The 19,526-nt window shown below is 68.3% G+C and carries 9 protein-coding genes; 3 read left to right on the top strand and 6 right to left on the bottom strand.

Annotated elements, in window-relative coordinates; all coding sequences use genetic code 11:
- Window positions 1–10 precede the first annotated feature (10 nt).
- The 3 genes from ACOYYX_RS00300 to ACOYYX_RS00290 all read left to right on the top strand — a co-directional run bounded on the left by ACOYYX_RS00300 (window position 11) and on the right by ACOYYX_RS00290 (window position 6,629).
- Entirely contained in the window at window positions 11–1,543 is a 1,533-nt protein-coding gene (locus tag ACOYYX_RS00300; RefSeq protein WP_422927939.1) for a DUF1559 domain-containing protein, read from the top strand.
- 306 nt (window positions 1,544–1,849) lie between these two features.
- Window positions 1,850–2,938 carry a WD40 repeat domain-containing protein gene (locus ACOYYX_RS00295; protein ID WP_422927938.1) on the top strand — a complete coding sequence of 363 codons (1,089 nt, stop codon included), beginning with the start codon at window positions 1,850–1,852 and terminating at the stop codon, window positions 2,936–2,938.
- A 151-nt stretch (window positions 2,939–3,089) separates the two neighbouring features.
- Window positions 3,090–6,629: a PVC-type heme-binding CxxCH protein gene (locus ACOYYX_RS00290; RefSeq protein ID WP_422927937.1), complete on the top strand. Its 3,540-nt coding sequence runs from the start codon at window positions 3,090–3,092 to the stop codon at window positions 6,627–6,629.
- Window positions 6,630–6,677: 48 nt separating this feature from the next.
- Here the strand turns inward: ACOYYX_RS00290 and ACOYYX_RS00285 are convergent, their stop codons facing one another.
- The 6 genes from ACOYYX_RS00285 to ACOYYX_RS00260 all read right to left on the bottom strand — a co-directional run bounded on the left by ACOYYX_RS00285 (window position 6,678) and on the right by ACOYYX_RS00260 (window position 19,312).
- Window positions 6,678–8,687, bottom strand: coding sequence for a tetratricopeptide repeat protein (locus ACOYYX_RS00285; RefSeq protein WP_422931719.1), 2,010 nt, complete (start codon window positions 8,685–8,687; stop codon window positions 6,678–6,680).
- A gap of 226 nt (window positions 8,688–8,913) precedes the next feature.
- Complete coding sequence (locus ACOYYX_RS00280) at window positions 8,914–10,515, bottom strand: serine/threonine-protein kinase (protein ID WP_422927936.1); 1,602 nt, start codon at window positions 10,513–10,515, stop codon at window positions 8,914–8,916.
- A 196-nt stretch (window positions 10,516–10,711) separates the two neighbouring features.
- On the bottom strand, window positions 10,712–12,340 hold the full coding sequence (locus ACOYYX_RS00275) for a fumarate hydratase (protein ID WP_422927935.1): 1,629 nt from the start codon (window positions 12,338–12,340) through the stop codon (window positions 10,712–10,714).
- 140 nt (window positions 12,341–12,480) lie between these two features.
- On the bottom strand, window positions 12,481–13,926 hold the full coding sequence (locus ACOYYX_RS00270) for an efflux RND transporter periplasmic adaptor subunit (protein WP_422927934.1): 1,446 nt from the start codon (window positions 13,924–13,926) through the stop codon (window positions 12,481–12,483).
- Between the two features lies 1 nt (window position 13,927).
- Entirely contained in the window at window positions 13,928–17,374 is a 3,447-nt protein-coding gene (locus tag ACOYYX_RS00265; protein WP_422927933.1) for an efflux RND transporter permease subunit, read from the bottom strand.
- 252 nt (window positions 17,375–17,626) lie between these two features.
- Window positions 17,627–19,312, bottom strand: a complete 1,686-nt coding sequence (locus ACOYYX_RS00260) for a TolC family protein (RefSeq protein WP_422927932.1) — start codon at window positions 19,310–19,312, stop codon at window positions 17,627–17,629.
- Between the last annotated feature and the right edge of the window lie 214 nt (window positions 19,313–19,526).

Genomic DNA, 19,526 nt, shown 5'->3' with positions numbered 1-19,526 from the left:
GAGATCGATCATGCTTCGTGTCTGCCCAGCGTTGTTGATCGCGGCCCTGGCCGTCGCCACATCCCCCGGCCCGGCGGCGGGCGCCGACGGGGATTCCAGGACCATCGCCCCCTTCGTCGACGGCGACGTCGTGGCGGTCGCCCGGTTCGACCTGGATCGGCTCCGGGTCGGCGAGTTGCTCTCCCGCGTGCTCCCCGACAAGGATGAGGCGAGCGAGATGGCGGGCGGCCTCGTCCCCTGGATCTCGGCCCTGCACAAGGCGGGGGCGAGGGAGTTGTTCCTGGTCGTCGACCCGGCCGACCTGCCGGCGCATCCCGTCGTCGTCGTGCCTTTGAAAGAAGGGATCGACGCCCGGCCGATCGGCCGGCTCCTCTGCGGCGAGGAGAAGGAGAAGCCCCCCCTGCACTGGCCGACCTGCGCCACGATCCATCAGGCGGTGTTCGCGGGGACCCCGGAGGCCCTCGAGCGAATCAAGCGGCTCAAGCCCGTCGCCAGGCCCGAGCTCGACGCGGCGTTCGCGGCCTCGTCCGGCCGGGCCGTCCAGTTCCTCCTGATCCCGACGAACGACAATCGACGGGTCTTCCGGGAGATGGTCCCGACCATGCCGAAGGAGCTGGGCGGAGGTACTCCCACGCCCCTGACCGACGGTTTTGCCTGGGCCTCATTCGGCCTGGAGAGCATGCCGAGGCCAGGCGCGAAGGTCGTGATCCAGTCGAAGGATGACGCCTCGGCAAGGGCCCTCGGGCGCATCTTCGGCGATGGCTTGAGGTGGTTCGAAGGCCTGGCCTGGACGAAGAAGCGGTTCCCCGACTTCTCCCGGATCGTCGCCCAGATCAAGCCCGCGATCGAGCAGGACCGCGTGGTCCTGGACATCAACCTCGAGCAAGGCAGTGCAATCGTGGAGTCGGTCCAGCGGGCCTATCACGAGCAGTTCGGCCGGGTCCGTTGTGTCCAGAACCTGTTGCAGATCGGCCTCGCCATGCACAACTACCACGCCACGTACAGGAGGTTCCCGCCGGCTTATACCGTCGATGCCCAGGGGAAGCCGCTCCTGAGCTGGCGGGTCCTGCTCCTGCCCTATCTCGAGCAAGACTCGCTTTACAAGGAATTTCACCTGGATGAGGCCTGGGACAGCCCCCACAACCGCCCCCTGGCCTCGCGGATGCCGGCCGTCTACCGCTGCCCCGGCATGAGCCGCAGGCTGAATGCCAACGAGATGACGACCTACGTGGTCCCCCGGGGCGAGGGCACAATCTTCCCCGGGACCAAGGAGGTCGACATCAAGGCGATCACCGATGGGACCTCGAACACGATCCTGACGATCGACGCCGGCGACGCCCACGCCACGACCTGGACCAAGCCCCAGGATTGGGACGCCGACGCGGCGAAGGAGTTCGGCTCCCTCTTCGGGCACCATCCTGAGGGGACCAACTTCGGGTACGCCGACGGGAGCGTCCGTTTCCAGAAGGAGACGATCAACCCCAACACCTTGAAGGCTTTTCTCACCCGCAACGGTGGCGAGGTGATTGGCTCGAACGACTGAGCGGCGACTCAGCATCCCAACCGACAAGAAACCGGCGAGAGCCGTCGACGTCCCATAGGGCCCGACGCCTCTCGCCGGTTTTGCGTTGGTCGAACCTGCATGAAAATCGGATGACGTGAAATCGCGAGAGAACCACGCATGAGTCACCCGGGGACGTCGAGAATCGCGACGGCATCCGGCCTCCACGGCAGACCTGCCCGTCGTGCTCCCGGGAATTTTTTCGGAATTCCTCAGCCGAGGCGTCCTTCTCGTGCCTCTAAGAAGGAGGAAGTCACGCACGTCTTGAGAATTCAGAGGAGATGATCCATGCCATGCAACCTGACGTTCGGGCATGTTGAGGACGGCACCCAGATCGGGCGCAAGTTCGGATCTCCGGGCGAGTTCGAGCCGATCCGCGTTGCGCTCCTCACGCGAGGCCTGGGGATCGGCCTGCTCGCCTTCCTGGGGTGGATCTTCCTCGGCGCCGGCGAGGTCGGCGGCGCGGGGAGGGCGAAGGAACGCGGCGTCGACGGCCTTCGCTCCTATCCCCTCGACTCCCTGGCCGAGAGTCTCGCGTTCTCGCCCGATGGCCGCGGGCTCGTCGTGTCGACCTGGGATGGGACGGTGGCGAGATGGGACCTGGAGAGCGGCCGCAAGGGCTTCTCGATCCCTTGGGCCTGGACCCCTCGCATTGCGCTCTCGCCCGACGGCCGGCTCCTGGCCGCGACGAACTCGCTTTCGACCGTCGGAATTTGGGATGCGAGCCTCGGCACGATGCTCGACCAGTTCGACTTCCAGGGACGGCAATTCCATCGGCTCGCGTTCGCTCCCGATGGCCGTTCCCTGGCGCTGGGAGGTCGGGATGGGACCCTGATGTTGTGGGACCTGGCCGGGCGGTCGTGTAAGGCGAGCCAACACTCCGAGGGTGGGTTCATCGCGTCCGTCGCGTTCTCGCCCGACGGCCGGCTCCTGGCGACGGGCATGGCCGACGGTCGCGTCATCCTCCGGGAGGCCGGGAGCCTCCGGCAACTGCGGGCCTTCCACGCGCAGTCGTCCCATGTCGAAGGGCTCGCCTTCGATCCCAAGGGGCGGACGCTGGCGACCTGCGGCGGCCTCGACGACTCCGTACGGATCTGGGACCCCGAGACCGGCCGTGAGTTGGCGACCCTGCCCGGCCGCCGGAAAGGAATTCCTGCTCTGGCCTTCTCGCCCGACGGGACGAGGCTGGCCGCCGCGTCGGTCGATGGGGTGATCCAACTCTGGCAATCTGACGACTGGAGGAAACTCGCCACGTTCAAGGGGCCGAAAGCGTGGGTCGCGGCGATCGCGTTCTCGCCCGACGGCCAGTCCCTGGCGACCGGCGGCACCGACCGCACCCTTCGCCTCTGGGACTGCTCGTCGTTGTCGATCAGATAACGAAGTAGATTCTCGAAGTTGTGATGATGGAATAAGCGGTGTGGCTCGTCGTCCCACTTCACCGATCTCCGATCTGTTTGAATCGAAGGAGGGTAAACGGGATACTGGGAGGGCCTGCTTGAGGCTGAGGAACTCCCCTGAAGGAATCGTGATGATGCAACGCCTGAGACGTACCTCGCGTACGAAGTTTTGCCACGAGGTGGTGGCGAGTCTGATCCTGGTCTTCGGTTGCGTCGGCGTGGCGGGCGCGGCGGACGATCCGTTCGAGGCGGCGGTGCGGCCGACCGAGCCAAAGACTCCGGATGGGGAGAAGGCGTCGTTCCGCGTCCCCGAGGGGTTCAAGATCGAGCTCTTCGCCTCGGAGCCGATGATCCAGAAGCCGATCAACATGGCGTTCGACGCCCGGGGCAGGCTCTGGGTCGCGGGCTCGACCGAGTACCCGTTCGCCGCGCCCGACGATCGCAAGGGCAAGGACTCGATCCGGATTCTCGAGGACACCGACCACGACGGCAAGGCCGACAAGATGACGGTCTTCGCCGACGGCCTCAATATTCCGATCGGGATCTACCCGTACAAAGACGGGGCGATCGCGTTCAGCATCCCCTCGATCTACGACTTCCAGGATACCGACGGCGACGGCAAGGCCGATAAGCAGGAGATGCTCTACGGGCCGTTCGCCTTCGACCGCGACACCCACGGGCTCAATAATGCGTTTCGTCGCGGCTTCGACGGCTGGCTCTATGCCAACCACGGCTGGGCGAACACCTCGTCGGTCGCCGGCCGCGACGGCAACCGTGTCGAGCTGATCACGGGCAACACGTACCGGATGCGGCTCGACGGCGCCCGGATCGAGCACTTCACCTGGGGGCAGGTCAACCCGTTCGGCATGACGTTCGACCCCTCGGGCGACCTGTTCAACGCCGACTGCCACACCCGCCCGATCATGCTGCTGCTCCGCAACGGGAACTACGACAGCTTCGGCAGGCCGCATAACGGGCTCGGATATGTTCCCGGCGTGATGGAACACACGCACGGCTCCACGGCGATCGCCGGCACGACGCAATACACCGGGCTCAACTTCCCGGCCGAGTATCGCGGCAACATGTTCGTCGGCAACGTCATGACGAGCCGGGTCAACCGCGACTCCCTGCGTTACCAGGGTTCGACCGTGAAGGCCGTCGCCGAGCCCGACTTCGTCAGCTCCGACGACCCCTGGTTCCGGCCCGTCGACCTTCAGATCGGACCCGACGGGGCCCTCTACGTCGCCGACTTCTACAACAAGATCATCGGCCACTACGAGGTCCCCCTGAACCACCCGGGCCGCGACCGCGATCGCGGGCGGATCTGGCGGGTGACTTACGTCGGCGACGAGAAGAAGCCGGCCCCGTTGAGCGAGTCGCCCGACCTCCGCGCTGCGGACACCACCGCCCTGATTGCGGCCTTCGCCCACCCGGTCCTCGGCGTCCGCCAGCGGGCGACCGATGAACTCGTCGACCGGATCGGCAAGGCCTCCGTGGAGCCCCTCCGCGGCGTGCTCGGGCACGAGACGAACACCGTCCGGGCCCACGCCCTCTGGACCCTCTACCGGCTCGGTGCCGTCCAGCCTGCGGAGCTTGTGAAGGCCGCGTCGGATCCCGATCGCCTGGTGCGCGGGCACGTCATGCGCGTGCTCTCGGAGACGCCCAAGATCGATGAAGAGCTACGGTCCCTGATCCTCAAGGGTCTGCACGACGAAGAGCCCCTCGTCAGGCGTGCCGCGGTCGACGCGCTGGGCCGGCATCCCCGGGTCCAGGACATCGACGCCCTCGTCGCGCTCTCGAAGGAGACGCCCGAGGCCGACGCCCATCTCCGACATATGATCAAGCTCTCGCTGCTGGAGATCGTGAAGGTCCCCGGCTACCTGACCGAGTGGAGCCGTGCCGAGCACCCCAACGCCGACAACGAGCTGATGGCGGCCGTGTCCCTGGCGCTCCCCACGCAGGAGGCCGGGCGCTTCCTGATCGCCGAGCTTCGCCGCCAGCCGATGCCCGCGGCCACCATGAGCCTCTGGCTGGCCCACGCCGCGAAGCACCTGCCCCCCGACACCGACGTCGTGGTCCTCGCCGACATCGCCCGCAAGGGCGTGGCCGATGACCTCGACCTCCAGCTCGACCTCCTGCAGGCAATCCGCAACGGCCTCCGTCAGCAGGGCCGCCCCGAACCGCAGGAGCTCAAGGACTGGGCAGCCACGCTCGCCGGCCGCCTGATCGCGTCCATCGGGTCGGGCAATGACGACTGGGTCGCCATCGGCAAGGGGGGGCAGAGCAGCCCTCGCTGGCAGGTCGAGCCGAGGCAGTCCGAAGATGGAGCCTCAGAAACTCCGTTCCTCAGCAGCCTGCCCCTGGGCGAGGCGTATGTCGGGACGCTCAAGTCCCGCACGTTCCGCCTCCCCGCCAAGTTGAGCCTGTACCTCTGCGGCCACCTCGGCTATCCCGATCGCCCCGTCGAGCCCAGGAACCTCGTCCGCGTCCGGCTCGCGGCGACGGGCGAGGAACTCGGGTCGGCCCTCGCGCCCCGGAGCGACATCGCCAAGAAGGTGGTCTGGGACCTCGCCGCCCACGCCGGCCAGGAGGCCTATCTCGAGGTGGTCGACGACGTGGCGGTCGAGGCCTTCGCCTGGGTGGCCATCGCCCGGGTCGAGCCCGAGGTCGTCGCGTTGCCGGTCGTCACCTCCGAGGTCGCGACCCGTCGTCGCGTCGCCGCCGTCCAGCTCGCCGAGACCTTGAATCTGCGCGACCTCGAAGGGCCGCTGCGGGGGATCGCCCTGTCGGAGCTCGCCGATCCCCCCGCGCGTCGGGCCGCGGCGCACGCCGTCGTCGCATTCCACCCGGACGCGACGCGGAACGCGCTGGTCGAGTGCGTCGGTGATCCGGCGCTGGCCCCGGACCTCGGCCAGTTGATCGCCCAGGAAGCGGTGCGGGCCGATGGGACCGTCTCGGACGAGGTCCTCGCCCGGGTCTTCAAGAGCGTCCCCACCCGACTCCAGACGGCGCTGGCCGGGGCTCTCGCCCAGAGCCGCGACGGGGGGAACCGCCTGCTCGCCCTGGTCGAGGCGGGGACCGTCTCCGGCCGCGTGCTCCAGCACCCCGGCCTGCGCGACAAGATCCTCGCCGCGCAGCCGGAAGGGGCCGCCGAGCGGGTCGACAAGCTCACCGCCGCCCTGCCGCCGATCCACGATGAGACGCAGAAGCTCATCGACGCCCGCCGGGCCCGCTTCGATCGCGCGAAGGCCTCGGTCGAGAAGGGGCGAGAGGTCTTCACCAAGAACTGCGCGGGCTGTCATCAGGTCGCCGGCAAGGGGGCCCTCGTGGGCCCGCAGCTCGACGGGGTGGGCAAGCGTGGGATCGAGCGGGTCATCGAGGACGTCCTCGACCCGAACCGCAACGTCGACCCCGCGTTCATGAGCACCCTCTACGCCCTGACCGACGGCCGGGTCGTCTCCGGGCTCTTCCGCCGCAAGGAAGGCCAGAACCTCATCGTGGCCGACCAGACCGGCAAGGAACTGGTCATCGCCGCCGGCGACGTGGACGAGCAGCGCAACACGCGCCTCTCCCCCATGCCGGCCGACTTCGGGGCGGTCATCCCCGAGGGGGAATTCCTCGACCTGATGTCCTTCCTCCTCGACGGCACGGGTGAACCTGCCGCCAAGTAATGATGTGCAAATTTTGCGAGGCCGATGGCCCCGGCTATCGGCCTCGCTCTATTTGCTCGGCCCGGCCAGTTCCCGGCTCAGGACCTGGGCCTCGAGCCAGTTGTGGAAGTGAAGATCCATGTCTCCGGCGTTCGCCGGCATCGCCTCCCCTTGCAACTTGAGCCACTCCTCGGCCCTGGTGATCCAGGGCCTGGCTTGATCCTCGGCGTGCCGCGAGCGATGGGCCAGCGCCAGCCAGAGCCAGTCCAGGATCGCGGCGCCCGGCCTGTCGTTGGCCCGAAGGCTCTTCTCGAGCAGCGGGATTGCCTCGCTTGGGTGCCCCGCTCGCTGGGCCAGCGCCCCCTGCTCGGTCAGGGACCAGAAGTCCGAGGCGAAGGCGAGGAGCTCTCGGCTCGCGTATTCGTTCGCCCTCGCGACTTCGCCCGCGAGGCCGGGGGCCAGGGTGCAGGCCCGCGCGGCGTGATAAGGGCGGATCGAGGGGGAGCCTTTCTGGCAACGGTCGAGCATATGAGCGCAGGCCTTGCGGTATCCGGGGGCGTCGCCCGAGAGCCACTGCACGGCGGCGTATTCGAACCAGAGCTCGCCGTCATCCGCCGGGAAGAGTTCGAAGTGACGGGCGTACTGGCTCGCTGCCCTGGTCCAGTCGCTTCGCGAGGCGAAGGCCCGGGCCCGATCGAGCGGGGCCGCGAGGTCTCCCGCGGACAGTTCGCCGACGCTCGCCCAGAAGCTCCTCCAGCTTTGTCGTTCCCCTTCGGGCAGCCTCGCCAGTGCCGACTCGTCGCGCACGCTGGCGAGGCGGTCGTTGCCACGCCAGCGGCGAAGCCCCGCGACGGCGCCGGCGCGAGTCGACGGATCTCGGTCCTCCAGGCCTGCTCTCCAGGCGTTGCGGTCGACCTGGAGCCAGGCGAGGGCTTGCGCCCGCAGCTTCGCCCGCTCGGCGTCGGTCGGACTTTTGCCGGGCTCCCCGGGGTCGTTCGCCGCCAGGACCGCCGAGCAGGCGGCCCGGAAGCGTTGGCCTTCCGCGACGCGCTCCAGGAGGCCGGGGTCGGCCGAGAAGGCCGAGGCGTAGAGTGTCGCGGCGGCGGCGTATTGTCCCGTCGCGTGGCAGATGTGGGCGAAGTCGAGGGCCTCGGCGGCATTCTTCGGCGTTTCTTCTCCCCTGAGCATGGCCGGGAGCCGCCCTTCCAGCCGGAGGAAGTTCTCGGACTTCGCCTTTCGGCGGGTCATGCCCTCGCCGTAGGCCGAGCTCCGCGGGAGGAGTGCGAGCCCTCGCCCGGCTGTGTCGCGGGTTTCGGCCCAGCGGCCCGATTCGTAGAGGGCCAGGCTCAGGCTGCTGTGGGCTTCGGCCGAGCTGGGCTGGAGGTTGACGGCCTCTCGGAGGTGCTGGATCGCCTCGTCGAGGTGCCCCGCCGAGGCCAGGGCGATGCCCAGGTTATGGTGGGTCGCTGCCAGGCGGGGGTTGAGCCGGACGGCCTGGCGGCCGTGGGCGATGGCCTCTCGGAGCCAGCCGGCGTTATGAAGGATGCTGCAGAGGTTTGAGTGGGCGACCGCGAACGACGGGTTGAGCCGGATCGCCTGCTGGAGGTAGAGGATCGCCTCCTCCCCATGCCCCTGGAGGCTGAGGACCTGGGCCAGGTTGTTGTAGGGCTCCGGCATGTTCGGATCGAGCCGGATCGCCTGCCGATAGTGGGCGATGGCGCCGTCCGTCTTCCCCGTCGCGTTGAGCGCGTGCCCGAGCAAGGTGTGGGACATGGGCGAGTTCGGCTCGAGCTCGACGGCCTTGCGGAAGGGCTCGACCGCCTCGGCCGAGCGCCCCAGGTTCGTCAGGGCCCGGCCCAGGGCGACGTACACCGGCGCGGGGTTCGTGGCGGATCGGACCCCCTTGCGGAGCACCTCCAGGGCCTCCTCGTGCTTCCCAAGGGCGGCGAGTGAATGCTCCAGGAGCGTGTAGGCATAGGCCTGCGTCGGGTCGAGGTCGATCGCGCGACGGAGGTACGAGGCCGCCTCCTCGTGGCGGCCGAGCTTGCCGAGGATGCCCCCCAGGTGGCAGTGGGGCATGGCCGAGTCGGGCCGGATCGCCAGCGCCGCCTGGAAGTAGCGGGCGACGTCGGCTGGTTCCCGGTTCGCCTTCAGGACCGTGACGCCGAGGATGAAATTCGCCCAGAAGTCGCCCGGGTATCTTTGCTGAACCTGTTTCAGGAAGGGGGCCGGATCCTCCTCGGTGAACATGAGGCGTTCGCCGATCGACACCAGCAATTGCACCGAGGCTTGAGACGCCAGGGCCTCAATCGAGATCCGGACCAGAGCCTTGCGGTCGTTCCGCACCTTCGGGTCGAGGAGCCGCTCGCGGAGGCTCGTGGGATCGCGGCCCGCCCGGCGCGCCACCTCCAGCACCCAGTCTCTCCGCTGTCGATCGGGCGAGGCCTCGACGCAGAGGGACCAGTCGTCCAGGGCCGTCACCAACTCGTCCCGGATCCGCGAGGCCGCCACGCGCGACGCGACGCGCTCCGGCTTCTCGCCGGCCCTGGCGTATCCGGCCTGCCGGAAGGCCGCCTCGTAGTCGCGATCCGCCCGGTCCCTGTTGGCGTGCCAGTCGAGCAGATTGCCGACCACGGACGGGCGATTCAGGCGGATGGCGTCCAGCTTCGCGACGAATTCGCGATCGAGCCGGATCTGATCCAGCTCGGCGAGTTGCCGCCTGGCACGCTCCTTCGCGGCATGCTCCCAGGCGAGCGCGAGGGCGCCGGCGCACATGGCGAGGGCGAGCACGAGGCTCCCCCGCGGCGAGGGCGAGCCCCGGGCGTCTCCTCGCCGCCTTCGCCGTGCGCTCGAGCCAGCCGACCGGGCGGGCCGCGATGGGCTCTCCCTGTCGGAAGCGGTTCAGGTCGTCCTCAAGGTCCTTCGCCGAGGTGTAGCGGTCGCGCCGATCCTTCTGCAGGCACTTCAGGCAGATGGTCTCGAGGTCGCGCGAGACCTTCGCGTTCAGCTTCGATGGGGGCACCGGCTGGTCGGAGATGACCTGCCGCTCGATCTCGGAGGCCGACTTGCCCTTGAAGGGGGGCCGGCCGGTGAGCATCTCGTAGAGGATCGCCCCGAGTGCGTAGACGTCGGTGGCGGGCCCGACCTCGCCGAGCCTGTCATCGGCCTGCTCCGGGGCCATGTAGCAGGGGGTACCGATCCGGGTCCCGGTCCGCGTCAGCCCTTCCCCCAGGTCGAACCGATGCGCCAGGCCGAAGTCGGTGACCTTGGGGGTGCCGTCCTCCGTCAGCAGGACGTTGCCGGGCTTCAGGTCCCGATGCACGATCCCGCCGCGGTGGGCGGCCTCGACGGCCCCCGCGAGCAAGGCCACCAGGCTCGCGGCTCGCTGGGCCTGCTGCGGCTGGCCGTCGAGGGCCCGGGCCAGGTCGCCCCCTTCGACAAACTCCATCGTGTAATAGGGGAGCCCGTCGAGGTCGCCGACCTCGTGGACCTGCACGACATTCGGGTGCGTGAGCCCGGCCAGGGCCTCCGCCTCGCGGAAGAAGCGGGCGAGCTCCGGAGGCCCGGCGTAGCCCCCCGCCAGCATCATCTTCACCGCGACCGGGCGGTTGAACCGCAGGTGTCGGGCCTTGTAGACGACCCCCATGCCCCCGCGGCCGAGCACCGACTCGACGACGTGGCCGGGGATCTCGGGCAGGTGCGCCGGGTCGGGCGGAGGGGCCCCATCGCCCCGGATCAGGCCGGGCTCGGGGAAGACGTCATCGAGCTCGGCGCGGATCCGATTCAGCCTCGCCAGCCGCTCGCGGACCTCACCCAATAGCTCGGGACGCCCTGCGCAGGCCTCCTCGGGCGTCAGGCCGCTTTGCACCTGATCCAGGATATCCAGCACGAGCGAGTCGATGGGCATGGTCGAAGCCCCCTGGCATTCGGTCCCTCTCTCGGCCGGGACGATCCGATCCTAGCCTGAGATCGACGCGCCGTCATAGCTTTTCCCGGCGTTTGCCCGGGATGGGAATGGATCGGTATGGGACGTGAGGGGACCGGACCGCCGGCCCCGGGGGATTCCCGAGGTCGGCGGGCACGGCCTCTTGAATAGCTGGGCGTCAGGAGAGGACGGCGAGCTGGCTGAAGAACTCGTTGCCCTTGTCGTCGACGAGGATGAAGGCGGGGAAGTCGACGACCTCGATCTTGTACACGGCCTCCATGCCGAGCTCGGGGAACTCGAGGAGGTCGACCTTCTTGATGTTCTCCTGGGCGAGGAGCGCGGCGGGGCCGCCGATCGAGCCGAGGTAGAAGCCGCCGTGGGCCTTGCACGCGTCGGTCACGGCCTGCGAGCGGTTCCCCTTGGCGATCATGACCATCGAGCCCCCCTTCTCCTGGAAGAGGTCGACGTAGCTGTCCATCCGGCCGGCGGTGGTCGGCCCGAACGAGCCGGAGGGCATGCCCTCGGGGGTCTTGGCCGGGCCCGCGTAATAGACGGGGTGGTCCTTCAGATAGGCGGGCATCGGCTCGCCCCGGTCGAGCTGCTCCTTGATCTTGGCGTGGGCGATGTCGCGGGCGACGACGATGGTGCCGGTCAGCTTCAACGGGGTCGAGACCGGGAACCGGGAGAGCTCGGCGAGGACCTCGGGCATCGGCCGGTTCAGGTCGATCGGGACGCCGTTCTCGGCCTCGAGTCCTGCGCGGTGCTGCGCGGGGAGGAACCGGCCCGGGTTGCGCTCCAGCTCCTCGATCCAGAGGCCGTCGCGGTTGATCTTCGCCTTGATGTTGCGGTCGGCCGAGCACGAGACGCCGACGCCCACCGGGCAGGACGCGCCGTGCCTGGGCAGGCGGATGACCCGGGCGTCGAGCGCGAAGTACTTGCCGCCGAACTGGGCCCCGATCCCGCTCTTCCGGGCGATCTCGACGACCTTCTCCTCGAACGCGAGGTCGCGGAAGGCCTGGCCGAGCCGGTTCCCTTCGGTCGGCAGGTAGTCGAGGTAGCCGGCGCTCGCGAGCTTCACCGTCTTGAGCGTCATCTCGGCCGAGGTGCCGCCGATCACGATCGCGAGGTGATAGGGCGGGCACGCAGCCGTGCCGAGCGAGCGGAGCTTCTGGGCGACGAACGTTTCCAGGCTCTTGGGGTTCAGGAGCGCCTTGGTCTCCTGGAAGAGGAACGACTTGTTGGCCGAGCCGCCTCCTTTGGCGACGAAGAGGAACTCATACGAATCCCCGTTCGTGGCCATGATGTCGATCTGCGCCGGCAGGTTCGTCCCGGTGTTCGCCTCCTCGTAGAGCGAGAGGGGGACCGTCTGCGAGTAACGCAGATTTTCCTTCTGATAGGTCTCGAAGATCCCGCGCGAGAGCCACTCCTCGTCGACGGCACCGGTCCAGACCCTCTGCCCCTTCTTGGCGACGATCGTGGCGGTGCCGGTGTCCTGGCACATCGGGAGCCGGAAGCCCGAGGCGACCACGGCGTTCTTGAGCAGGGCGAGGGCAACCCCCCGATCGTTGGCCGAGGCCTCGGGGTCGTCGAGGATGGCGGCGACCTTGGCGAGGTGCGCCGGGCGATAGAGGAAGGAGACGTCGCGGAAGGCCTCGCGGGCCAGGACCGTCAGCGCCTCGGGGGAGACCTTGAGGATCTCCTGCCCCTCGAACGTGGCGGTGGAGACGTGGTCGGAGGTCAGGTGGCGATACTTCGTCGAGTCCGGGCCGAGCGGGAACGGGGCCTGGTAGGCGAACTCTGCTGGCATGGTCGATATCCCAAAGGATCGAGCTACGTGGATCAAGGCCGGCCAGGCGTGAGGTCGCGGGCGCCGCGACGAGGCCCATCGGCGTTCGTCCGGGGGGAGACGAGTCCAGTCCTCCACGATACTCGATCGGCCCGATTCCGTCACTTCGCCGGCTTCTTCGAGTCCTCCGCCTGGGCCTCGGCGAGGGCGTCGAGGTTGCCGACGTGGATCCTCTCCGTGCCGTCGAACTCGGGCCAGTCGTTTGTGTTCGAGTGAAAGGGCATATCCTTCCCCATGGTGTGCTTCTTGAGGATCTCGGTGTGCGTGTCGTCCGAGGGCCCGATGAGGATCTGGGTGCGGACGGGCTTGCCGTCGACCTCGAGGAAGACCGAATAGTTCTGCCCACCCTGGAAGCTGATGGCGTTGGAAGGGAGCGTCCAGACCTGCTTGCGGCTCACGGTGATGGTGACGGTGACGTACCATCCCGGGTGGAGGTGGCCGTCGGAGTTGGGGACGTCGATCTCGGTCTGCAAGGTGCGGGTCGTGGGGTTGAGCGAGAAGCCCGAGCGGACGACCTTCCCTTCGCGGCTGGCCCCGGGGATGGCCTGGAACCGGATGATCGCCGTGTCGTTGACGTTGATGAACGACGAGGCGAGCTCGGGCACGCCGACGAAGACCCGGACGGGGTCCACCTGCTCGAGGACGAAGAGGGGGCGACTCTGGCCGCCGCTCCCGCCACCGGGCTGGAGGTAGTCGCCCGGGCTGATGTTGCGCTGGGTGATCACGCCGTTATAGGGGGCCTTGATCTGGCCGTAGTCGAGCAGGACCTTGGCCTGACGCTGGTCGGCGAGGGCGACCTCCAGGTCGGCCTTGGCGGCGTCGATGTCGACGCGGGCCCGGTCGCGGTCGGCCGTGGCCTGGTCGCGGGCCGAGGTCATCTCCGAGACCATGGCGTTCGCCTGGTCGCGGCCGGCCGAGGCCTCCTCGTACTGCCGGTACGTCTCGTCGCGCACCTGCACGTCCAGCACCTTGTTCTCGACGAGCGTCTCGAGCCGCTTGTATTCCGAGAGCCAGCGCGTGTAGCTGGCCTGGGCCCGCTTGACCCCCGCCTCGGCCGAGATCACGCGGGCCTTGGCGGTCTCCAGCCGGGCGTCGGCGGCACGCAGGGCGCTCTCGACCACCTGGATCTGGACCCTCGCCCGCTTGACCGCCGCCGTCTTCTGGTCGTATTCCTCGACCAGGTCCGGGATCCACATATCCAGGAGGATGTCCCCCTTCTTGACCTGATCGCCGATGTTGTAGTTGTATTTATTTATGTATCCGGCGATCCGGGAATACATGGAGGTCGTCTCGAACGCCTGGATCGTCCCCGGCTGCACGACCGTCATCTTGATGTCCCGGCGCTCGGGCTGGACGACCCTGATGCCGGCCGTCTTCCCCTCGCCGCTGTCCTTCGCTTCGGCCTTCTGCTTCGCGGCGGCCTTGTCCTTGCCCCCGTGCTCGCAGCCGAGCGTCGCCAGCAAGGCGAGGCCCAGCAGCAAGGCGCAGGCACGCCAGGGGCCGCGGGGGGCCCTGGTCGCGACGGCGGGGGCGAGTTCGGACGTCATCTCAGGCCGTCTCGTCGTCGGCATGGGGAGCGCCTTCCGGTGGTTGTCGGGGTGGTTCGGGGGAGTCTTGTGGTTGGCCCCGGCCGTCGTCGCCTTTGAGGGAGGCCGTCACCTCGCGCCCGCCGGGGGCCTCGTGGGGGGCCGGCCCGTGGCCGTCGTGCTGGGGATGGATCGGATCGTAGTGGGAGCTCTCGGGGTCGTCCGGGTCGAGCGACGGCGACTTGTTCGACGCCCCGCTCAGCACGAGCGTGAAGACGGCCGGCAGGATCAGGAGCGTCGCGAACGTCGAGAAGGCCATGCCCCCCATCACCGCCCGGCCGAGCGGTGCGTTCTGCTCGCTCCCCTTCTCCAGGCCGAGCGACATCGGGATCATGCCCGAGATCATGGCGCAACCCGTCATGATGATCGGGCGGAGCCGTCCTTTGGCGGCGGTGATCGCCGCCTTGTCCGGGGGCATCCCCTCTTCCCTGCGGTGCCGGTCGGCGAAGCTGACCAGGAGGATCGCGTTCGAGACGGCCACGCCGACGGCCATGATTGCCCCCATGAACGACTCGATGTTGAGCGTCGTGCGGGTGACAAAGAGCGCCAGCACCACGCCCGAGAGCACGGCGGGGACGGCGGCGACGGCCGTGATGGCGAGCCTCGGGGCCTGGAAGTAGGCCGTCAGCATGATCAGGATCACGATGACCGCCACGCCCAGGCCGATCTCCAGGCTCTGGAACATCTGGAGCATCGGTTTGACCTGCCCGCGGAGCTCGATCTCGATCCCCCGGGGGGGCTTGCCCGCCCGCTTGATGGCCTCCTCGATCTCGTTGACGACGCGGCCGAGGTCTTCCCCCTCGACGTTGGCGGTGAGGCTGAGGTAACGCCTGGAGTTATACCGGTCGATCTCGCCGGGCATCGAGCTCCGCATGACGCGGGCCACGTCGCGGACGAGCAGCGGCGGCGTGGGGTTGGATGGCGAGTCGGGCAGGGCCGCGTCCGTGGCTCCGGACTGCTTGTTCGCCTGCGAGGTCAGCGGCACGAGCTCGACGTCGGTCGCCTTGCTCATCTGGAGCGGCGGGACCTCGACCTGCACCTGATACGAGGTCCCGCTGGTGTCGTCCCGCCAGTAGATGCGCGACGTGTATCGGCTCGAGTAGGTCGCGGCGATCAGGGAGTTGCCCACGTCGCGGGCCGTCACGCTGCTGAGGCCCGCGCGCTCGCGGTCGATGACGACCTGCACCGTCGGGTAGTGGAGCGACTGCTGCACCTGCACGTCGCGCAGGGACTCGATCTTGTCGAACTCACCGCGGAGCTTGTCCATGAAGCTGCTCGAGTCGGCGAGGCTCCGCCCGCTGACGACCACCTCGATCGGCGCGGGGGCCCCGAGGCTCATGGTCTCGGCGATCAGGTCGCCCGGCTCGAAGGCGAAGACGAGGTCGCCGAGGCGCTGGTCGGCCTGCTCGGGGGTGAGGCCGAGCCGGATCAACTCCTCGCGGAACCAGCCGCCGACTTTCTCGGGGAGTGCCTTGCGGAGCTTCTCCTGGAGCTCGAAGACGCCGACTTTGCTCTTCTCGGTCAGGCCGACGCGGAGCAAACCGTCGTCGGGCCCTCGGCTCCAGAGGTACGCGGCGTTGATGGCGAACTGCGGGGGCGTGGCCCCGACGTAGCCCATCGTCATCTCGACGTTGTCCTGGCCGGCGACCTCCGAGATCACCTCGAGCGTCCGCTGCGCGACCTGCCTCGTCAGCTCGAACTGCGTCCCCTGCGGGGGCCTCACGCGGAGCTGGAACTGGCCGGCGTCGACCCTCGGGAACAACTCCCGGCCGAGCTGGTTGCCGACGCCGATCACCACGGCCCCCGCCGCGATCAGGTACACCAGCACCACGATCCGGCGGTGCGCGACCGTCCAGTCGACGAACTTCTCGAACCGGTTCTGGAACCGGGTGAAGAACCCCGGCCTTGTCCCCTCGGCGCCGTGGGCGTTCGGGTCGTGGCGGTTCTCGAGCAGCCAGACGCTCAGCACCGGCACCAGAGTGCTGGAGAGCAGGTACGACGTCACCATCGACGCGCCGACCGCCAGTGAGAGGGGTACGAACAGCGAGCGCACCGGCCCCTGCATGATGAACGACGGTATGAACACCGAGAGGATGCAGAGGAGCGCCAGGAGCCTCGGCACGGCGGTCTCGAGGTTCCCCTGCCGGACCGCACGCGACATCGACGCCGTGTGCTCCATCTGCGTGTGGATGTTCTCGATCTCGACGGTCGCCTCGTCGACGAGGATTCCGATCGCCAGCGCAAGGCCGCCCAGGGTCATGATGTTGATCGTGTTGCCCGTCATGTCCAGGACGATGATCGCCCCGAGCAAGGCGAGCGGGATGTTCAGCACCACGACGATCACCGCGCGCAGGTCGCGGAGGAAGAGGAGCACCATCAAACCCGTCAGGCCGGCTCCCAATGCCCCTTCGACGCCGACGCTCTCGATCGCCCGATAGACGATCGGCGACTCGTCGAACTCATACGTCACGTCCACGTCGTCGGGCATCGCCGCCTGGAAGCGTGGCAGGTTCTCCTTCACCGCCGAGACGACGGTCAGGGTCGACGCGTCCGAGCGTTTCACCACGGGGAGATAGACCGACTTGCGGCCGTTCACCAGCGCATAGCCGACGGGGACGTCGGTGGCGTCGGCCACGGTCCCCACGTCGCGCAGGTAGACGTTCTGCCCTAGTTTTAATGGGACGTTGCGCAGCTCTTGCGGGTCGATGACCATCGCGTTGGTCGGCACCATCGCGAGCTGGTCCTTGATCGTAACGTTGCCCGATGGCGCGACGTAGTTGCCCCGGTCGATCGCGTCGACGACGTCCTGCGGCGAGAGGTTGTAAGAGCGGAGCCGCTCGGGGTCGACGTTGATAACGATCGACCGGATGTTGCCGCCGAACGGCGGCGGCGAGGCGATCCCCGCGAGCCCCGAGAACATCGGGCGGACCCGGAAGAGCGCGAGGTCCTGCAACTCCCCGACCGTGCGCCCCTTGCTGGCGAAGACGAGGTAGCCGACCGGCAAGCTGCCGGCGTCGAGGCGGATGATGTGCGGCGGCAGGGCCCCCACCGGCATCACGGCGAGGGCCTTGTTGCAGAAGGCGACCGTCTGCGCGGTCGCCTCCGCCATGTTCGTCCCTTCCTGGAAGTAGACCTTGAGCATGGTCATGCTCTGGATCGACTTCGACTCGACGTGCTCGATGCCGTTGACGTACTGGAGGAAGAGCTCGTACACGTTGGTGATGAGCCCCTCCATCTGCTTGGGGTCCATCCCGCCGTAGCCGTGGAGGATGTAGAGCACCGGCTGGTTCATCGCCGGGAAGATGTCTTTCTGCATCCGGACGATGCTGTACCCCCCGCCGATGGCCAGGGCGAGCACCAGCATCATGACCGTGATGGGTCGTCGGAGCGCGAAGACAATCGGATTCATCGTGACCTCGGCGAGGCTCTCTCGATCGACCAACCACCATGCCCGGGCGCTTGATGTTCGCACGGACGCGGGGATGCCGCCATCGGCCGCGGCGTATCATTCCCCATCATACGGGCGGCGCCAAGCGTTGCGCATGGTTCCCCCTCCCAGCGTCTAGGCGGGAGGGAGAGACAGGAGGGGGTGAGGTCGACATGAAGTTGCGCGAGCATCCCCCTCGAGCCATCGTCGGGGTCGATCGTCGGCCTCGAAGGCTCACCGCGGGGCGACGGCGCCCTGGGATCTCTCCCCGGACGGGGGAATGACCGGCCCCGGTGCGGGTGCGGGAACGATCTCTCGACCCGGCGGAGCCTGGGCGGTCACCCACTGCGCGGGCTGGCCCATCGAGCGATACACCTGGAACTGGGCGGCATTGAACTCGTTGATCGCCGCCGAGTATTGCTCGTAGGCCACATTCATGGCCTGGATCGCCGCCACGACTTCCTGCGGCCGGACGATCAGCCGGAGCAACTCGCCCGCGGGGCGAGTCGTCTCGCGCAGGCCGATGAAGTTCTTGTCGGCCGATTCGACGGCCTGGCGCACCTCCTCCTCGGTCTCGACCACCCGCACCCGCGCCGTGTCGAGCCGGGCGACGGCCTGCGAGACCTCGGACTTGACCCGATAGACCGTGCGGGTGAGGTCGATCGCCGCGATGTCCTGCTCGGCCTTGCGCTGGCGGATCCGGCCGAGGTTGCCGAACCCGGCGTTCTGCAACTGCCAGACGGCCTGGACCTCGACGTCGAACCGGGCGGCGTTCGATCCCATCGCGCCGTTGGCCCCCACCGACGTGTTGCCCGCGGCGAGCAGCCCACTGGTCGTCGCGGGGCTCAAGACATACACGCTCGGCAGCAAGGGGCGGGCCTTCTCCTGCCGGAGGAGCTGCATGGCCGCGTCGACCAGCTCCTTGCGCGAGGCGATCTCCGGGCGCGTGTTCAGCGCGAGGGGCATCAAGTCGTCGGCCGACCGATCGGCGGGGACGAACGTGAGCTGGAGGAACGGCGGCTCGATCGGCTCGAGGAGCGTCGAGGGCTCCAGCAGCAGCACCTCCGCGAGCCTGGCGCTGGCGACTCGCCAGTCCCTGACCGCGAGCTGCTGGGTCTGCCGCAGGCTCTGGAGCTCGGCCTTGGCGCGATTGATCTCGAGCGGGGCGATCAGGCTCGGGGCCAACCCTTTGGCGAAGTTCACGAGCAGGTCGGCCCGGATGATCGAGGCTTGCGCCCCCAGGATCCTCCCCCGGGCCGCCTGGACGTCGTAGTAGGCCTGCGTGACGTTGTACAAGGCATCGTTGCGAGCGGCCTGGAGGTCGGCCCGGCGGGCGGCGACCACGCGCCTGGCCGCGAGCGGGGAGAAGATCGCGTCCGTCAGCGCGAACGAGGCACTCGGGCCGCCGCCGACGAACGAGCTCTGCCTCCCCTTCTGGAACAGGCCGCCGGTGAACAGGTTCTGCTGCTTGCCGTCATGGCGGAAGTAGTCGACGCCGCCGTTCAGGTTCGGCACCCAGAGGACCTTCGCCTGGAGCAACTGGGCCAGGGCCTGCTCCACCTGCGCGGTGGCCGTGGCGATGTCGAGCGGCCGGACCCCGGCCAGTTCCATCGCCGTGGCGAGGTTGATCGGCAGGCCGTGCGGCGTCCTCGAGTCCATCGTGCCGATGGGGAGCCCTGCCCCCGCGGGCCCAGGGATCGGCTGAGGTGCCCCGGGGATCGGCATCCGAGACTGCGCCGGGATGCGACTTCGCAGCTTGCTCCCGGTCGGATCATCCGGATCCGAGGGGGATTCCTCGAGAGGCGACAAACGGGGGGGAGGCGGCGGTGGCGGCTCATCCTGTCGAGCCTCCACGCTGCGATTCGAGAGCCAGAGGGCTGCACCGATGGCAGCCACGAACAAGAGTCGTCTCCGACGCATACTCCCCTCCGAGTCCTTGGAGATGGAGGGCCAAGGAAATTGGCAAAATTTGGTTGATTATGTTTGTTTCGTCAAAATCAAAAAGCTGGGTAATCGGGGGTATTATCGGCTTGCCGAGCCGGGCAAAGGTGAGACTTTTTCGAGTGGCAAGGTGTGGGCGCAGGTCCGAAGGTGCGTGTTGGATAAAGCTGGAGGGGTTCGCGATCCTGGTTCC

Source organism: Singulisphaera chitinilytica, assembly GCF_049331405.1.
Classification (GTDB): domain Bacteria; phylum Planctomycetota; class Planctomycetia; order Isosphaerales; family Isosphaeraceae; genus PoT.
This window is presented reverse-complemented; position numbering and strand designations above follow the sequence as displayed.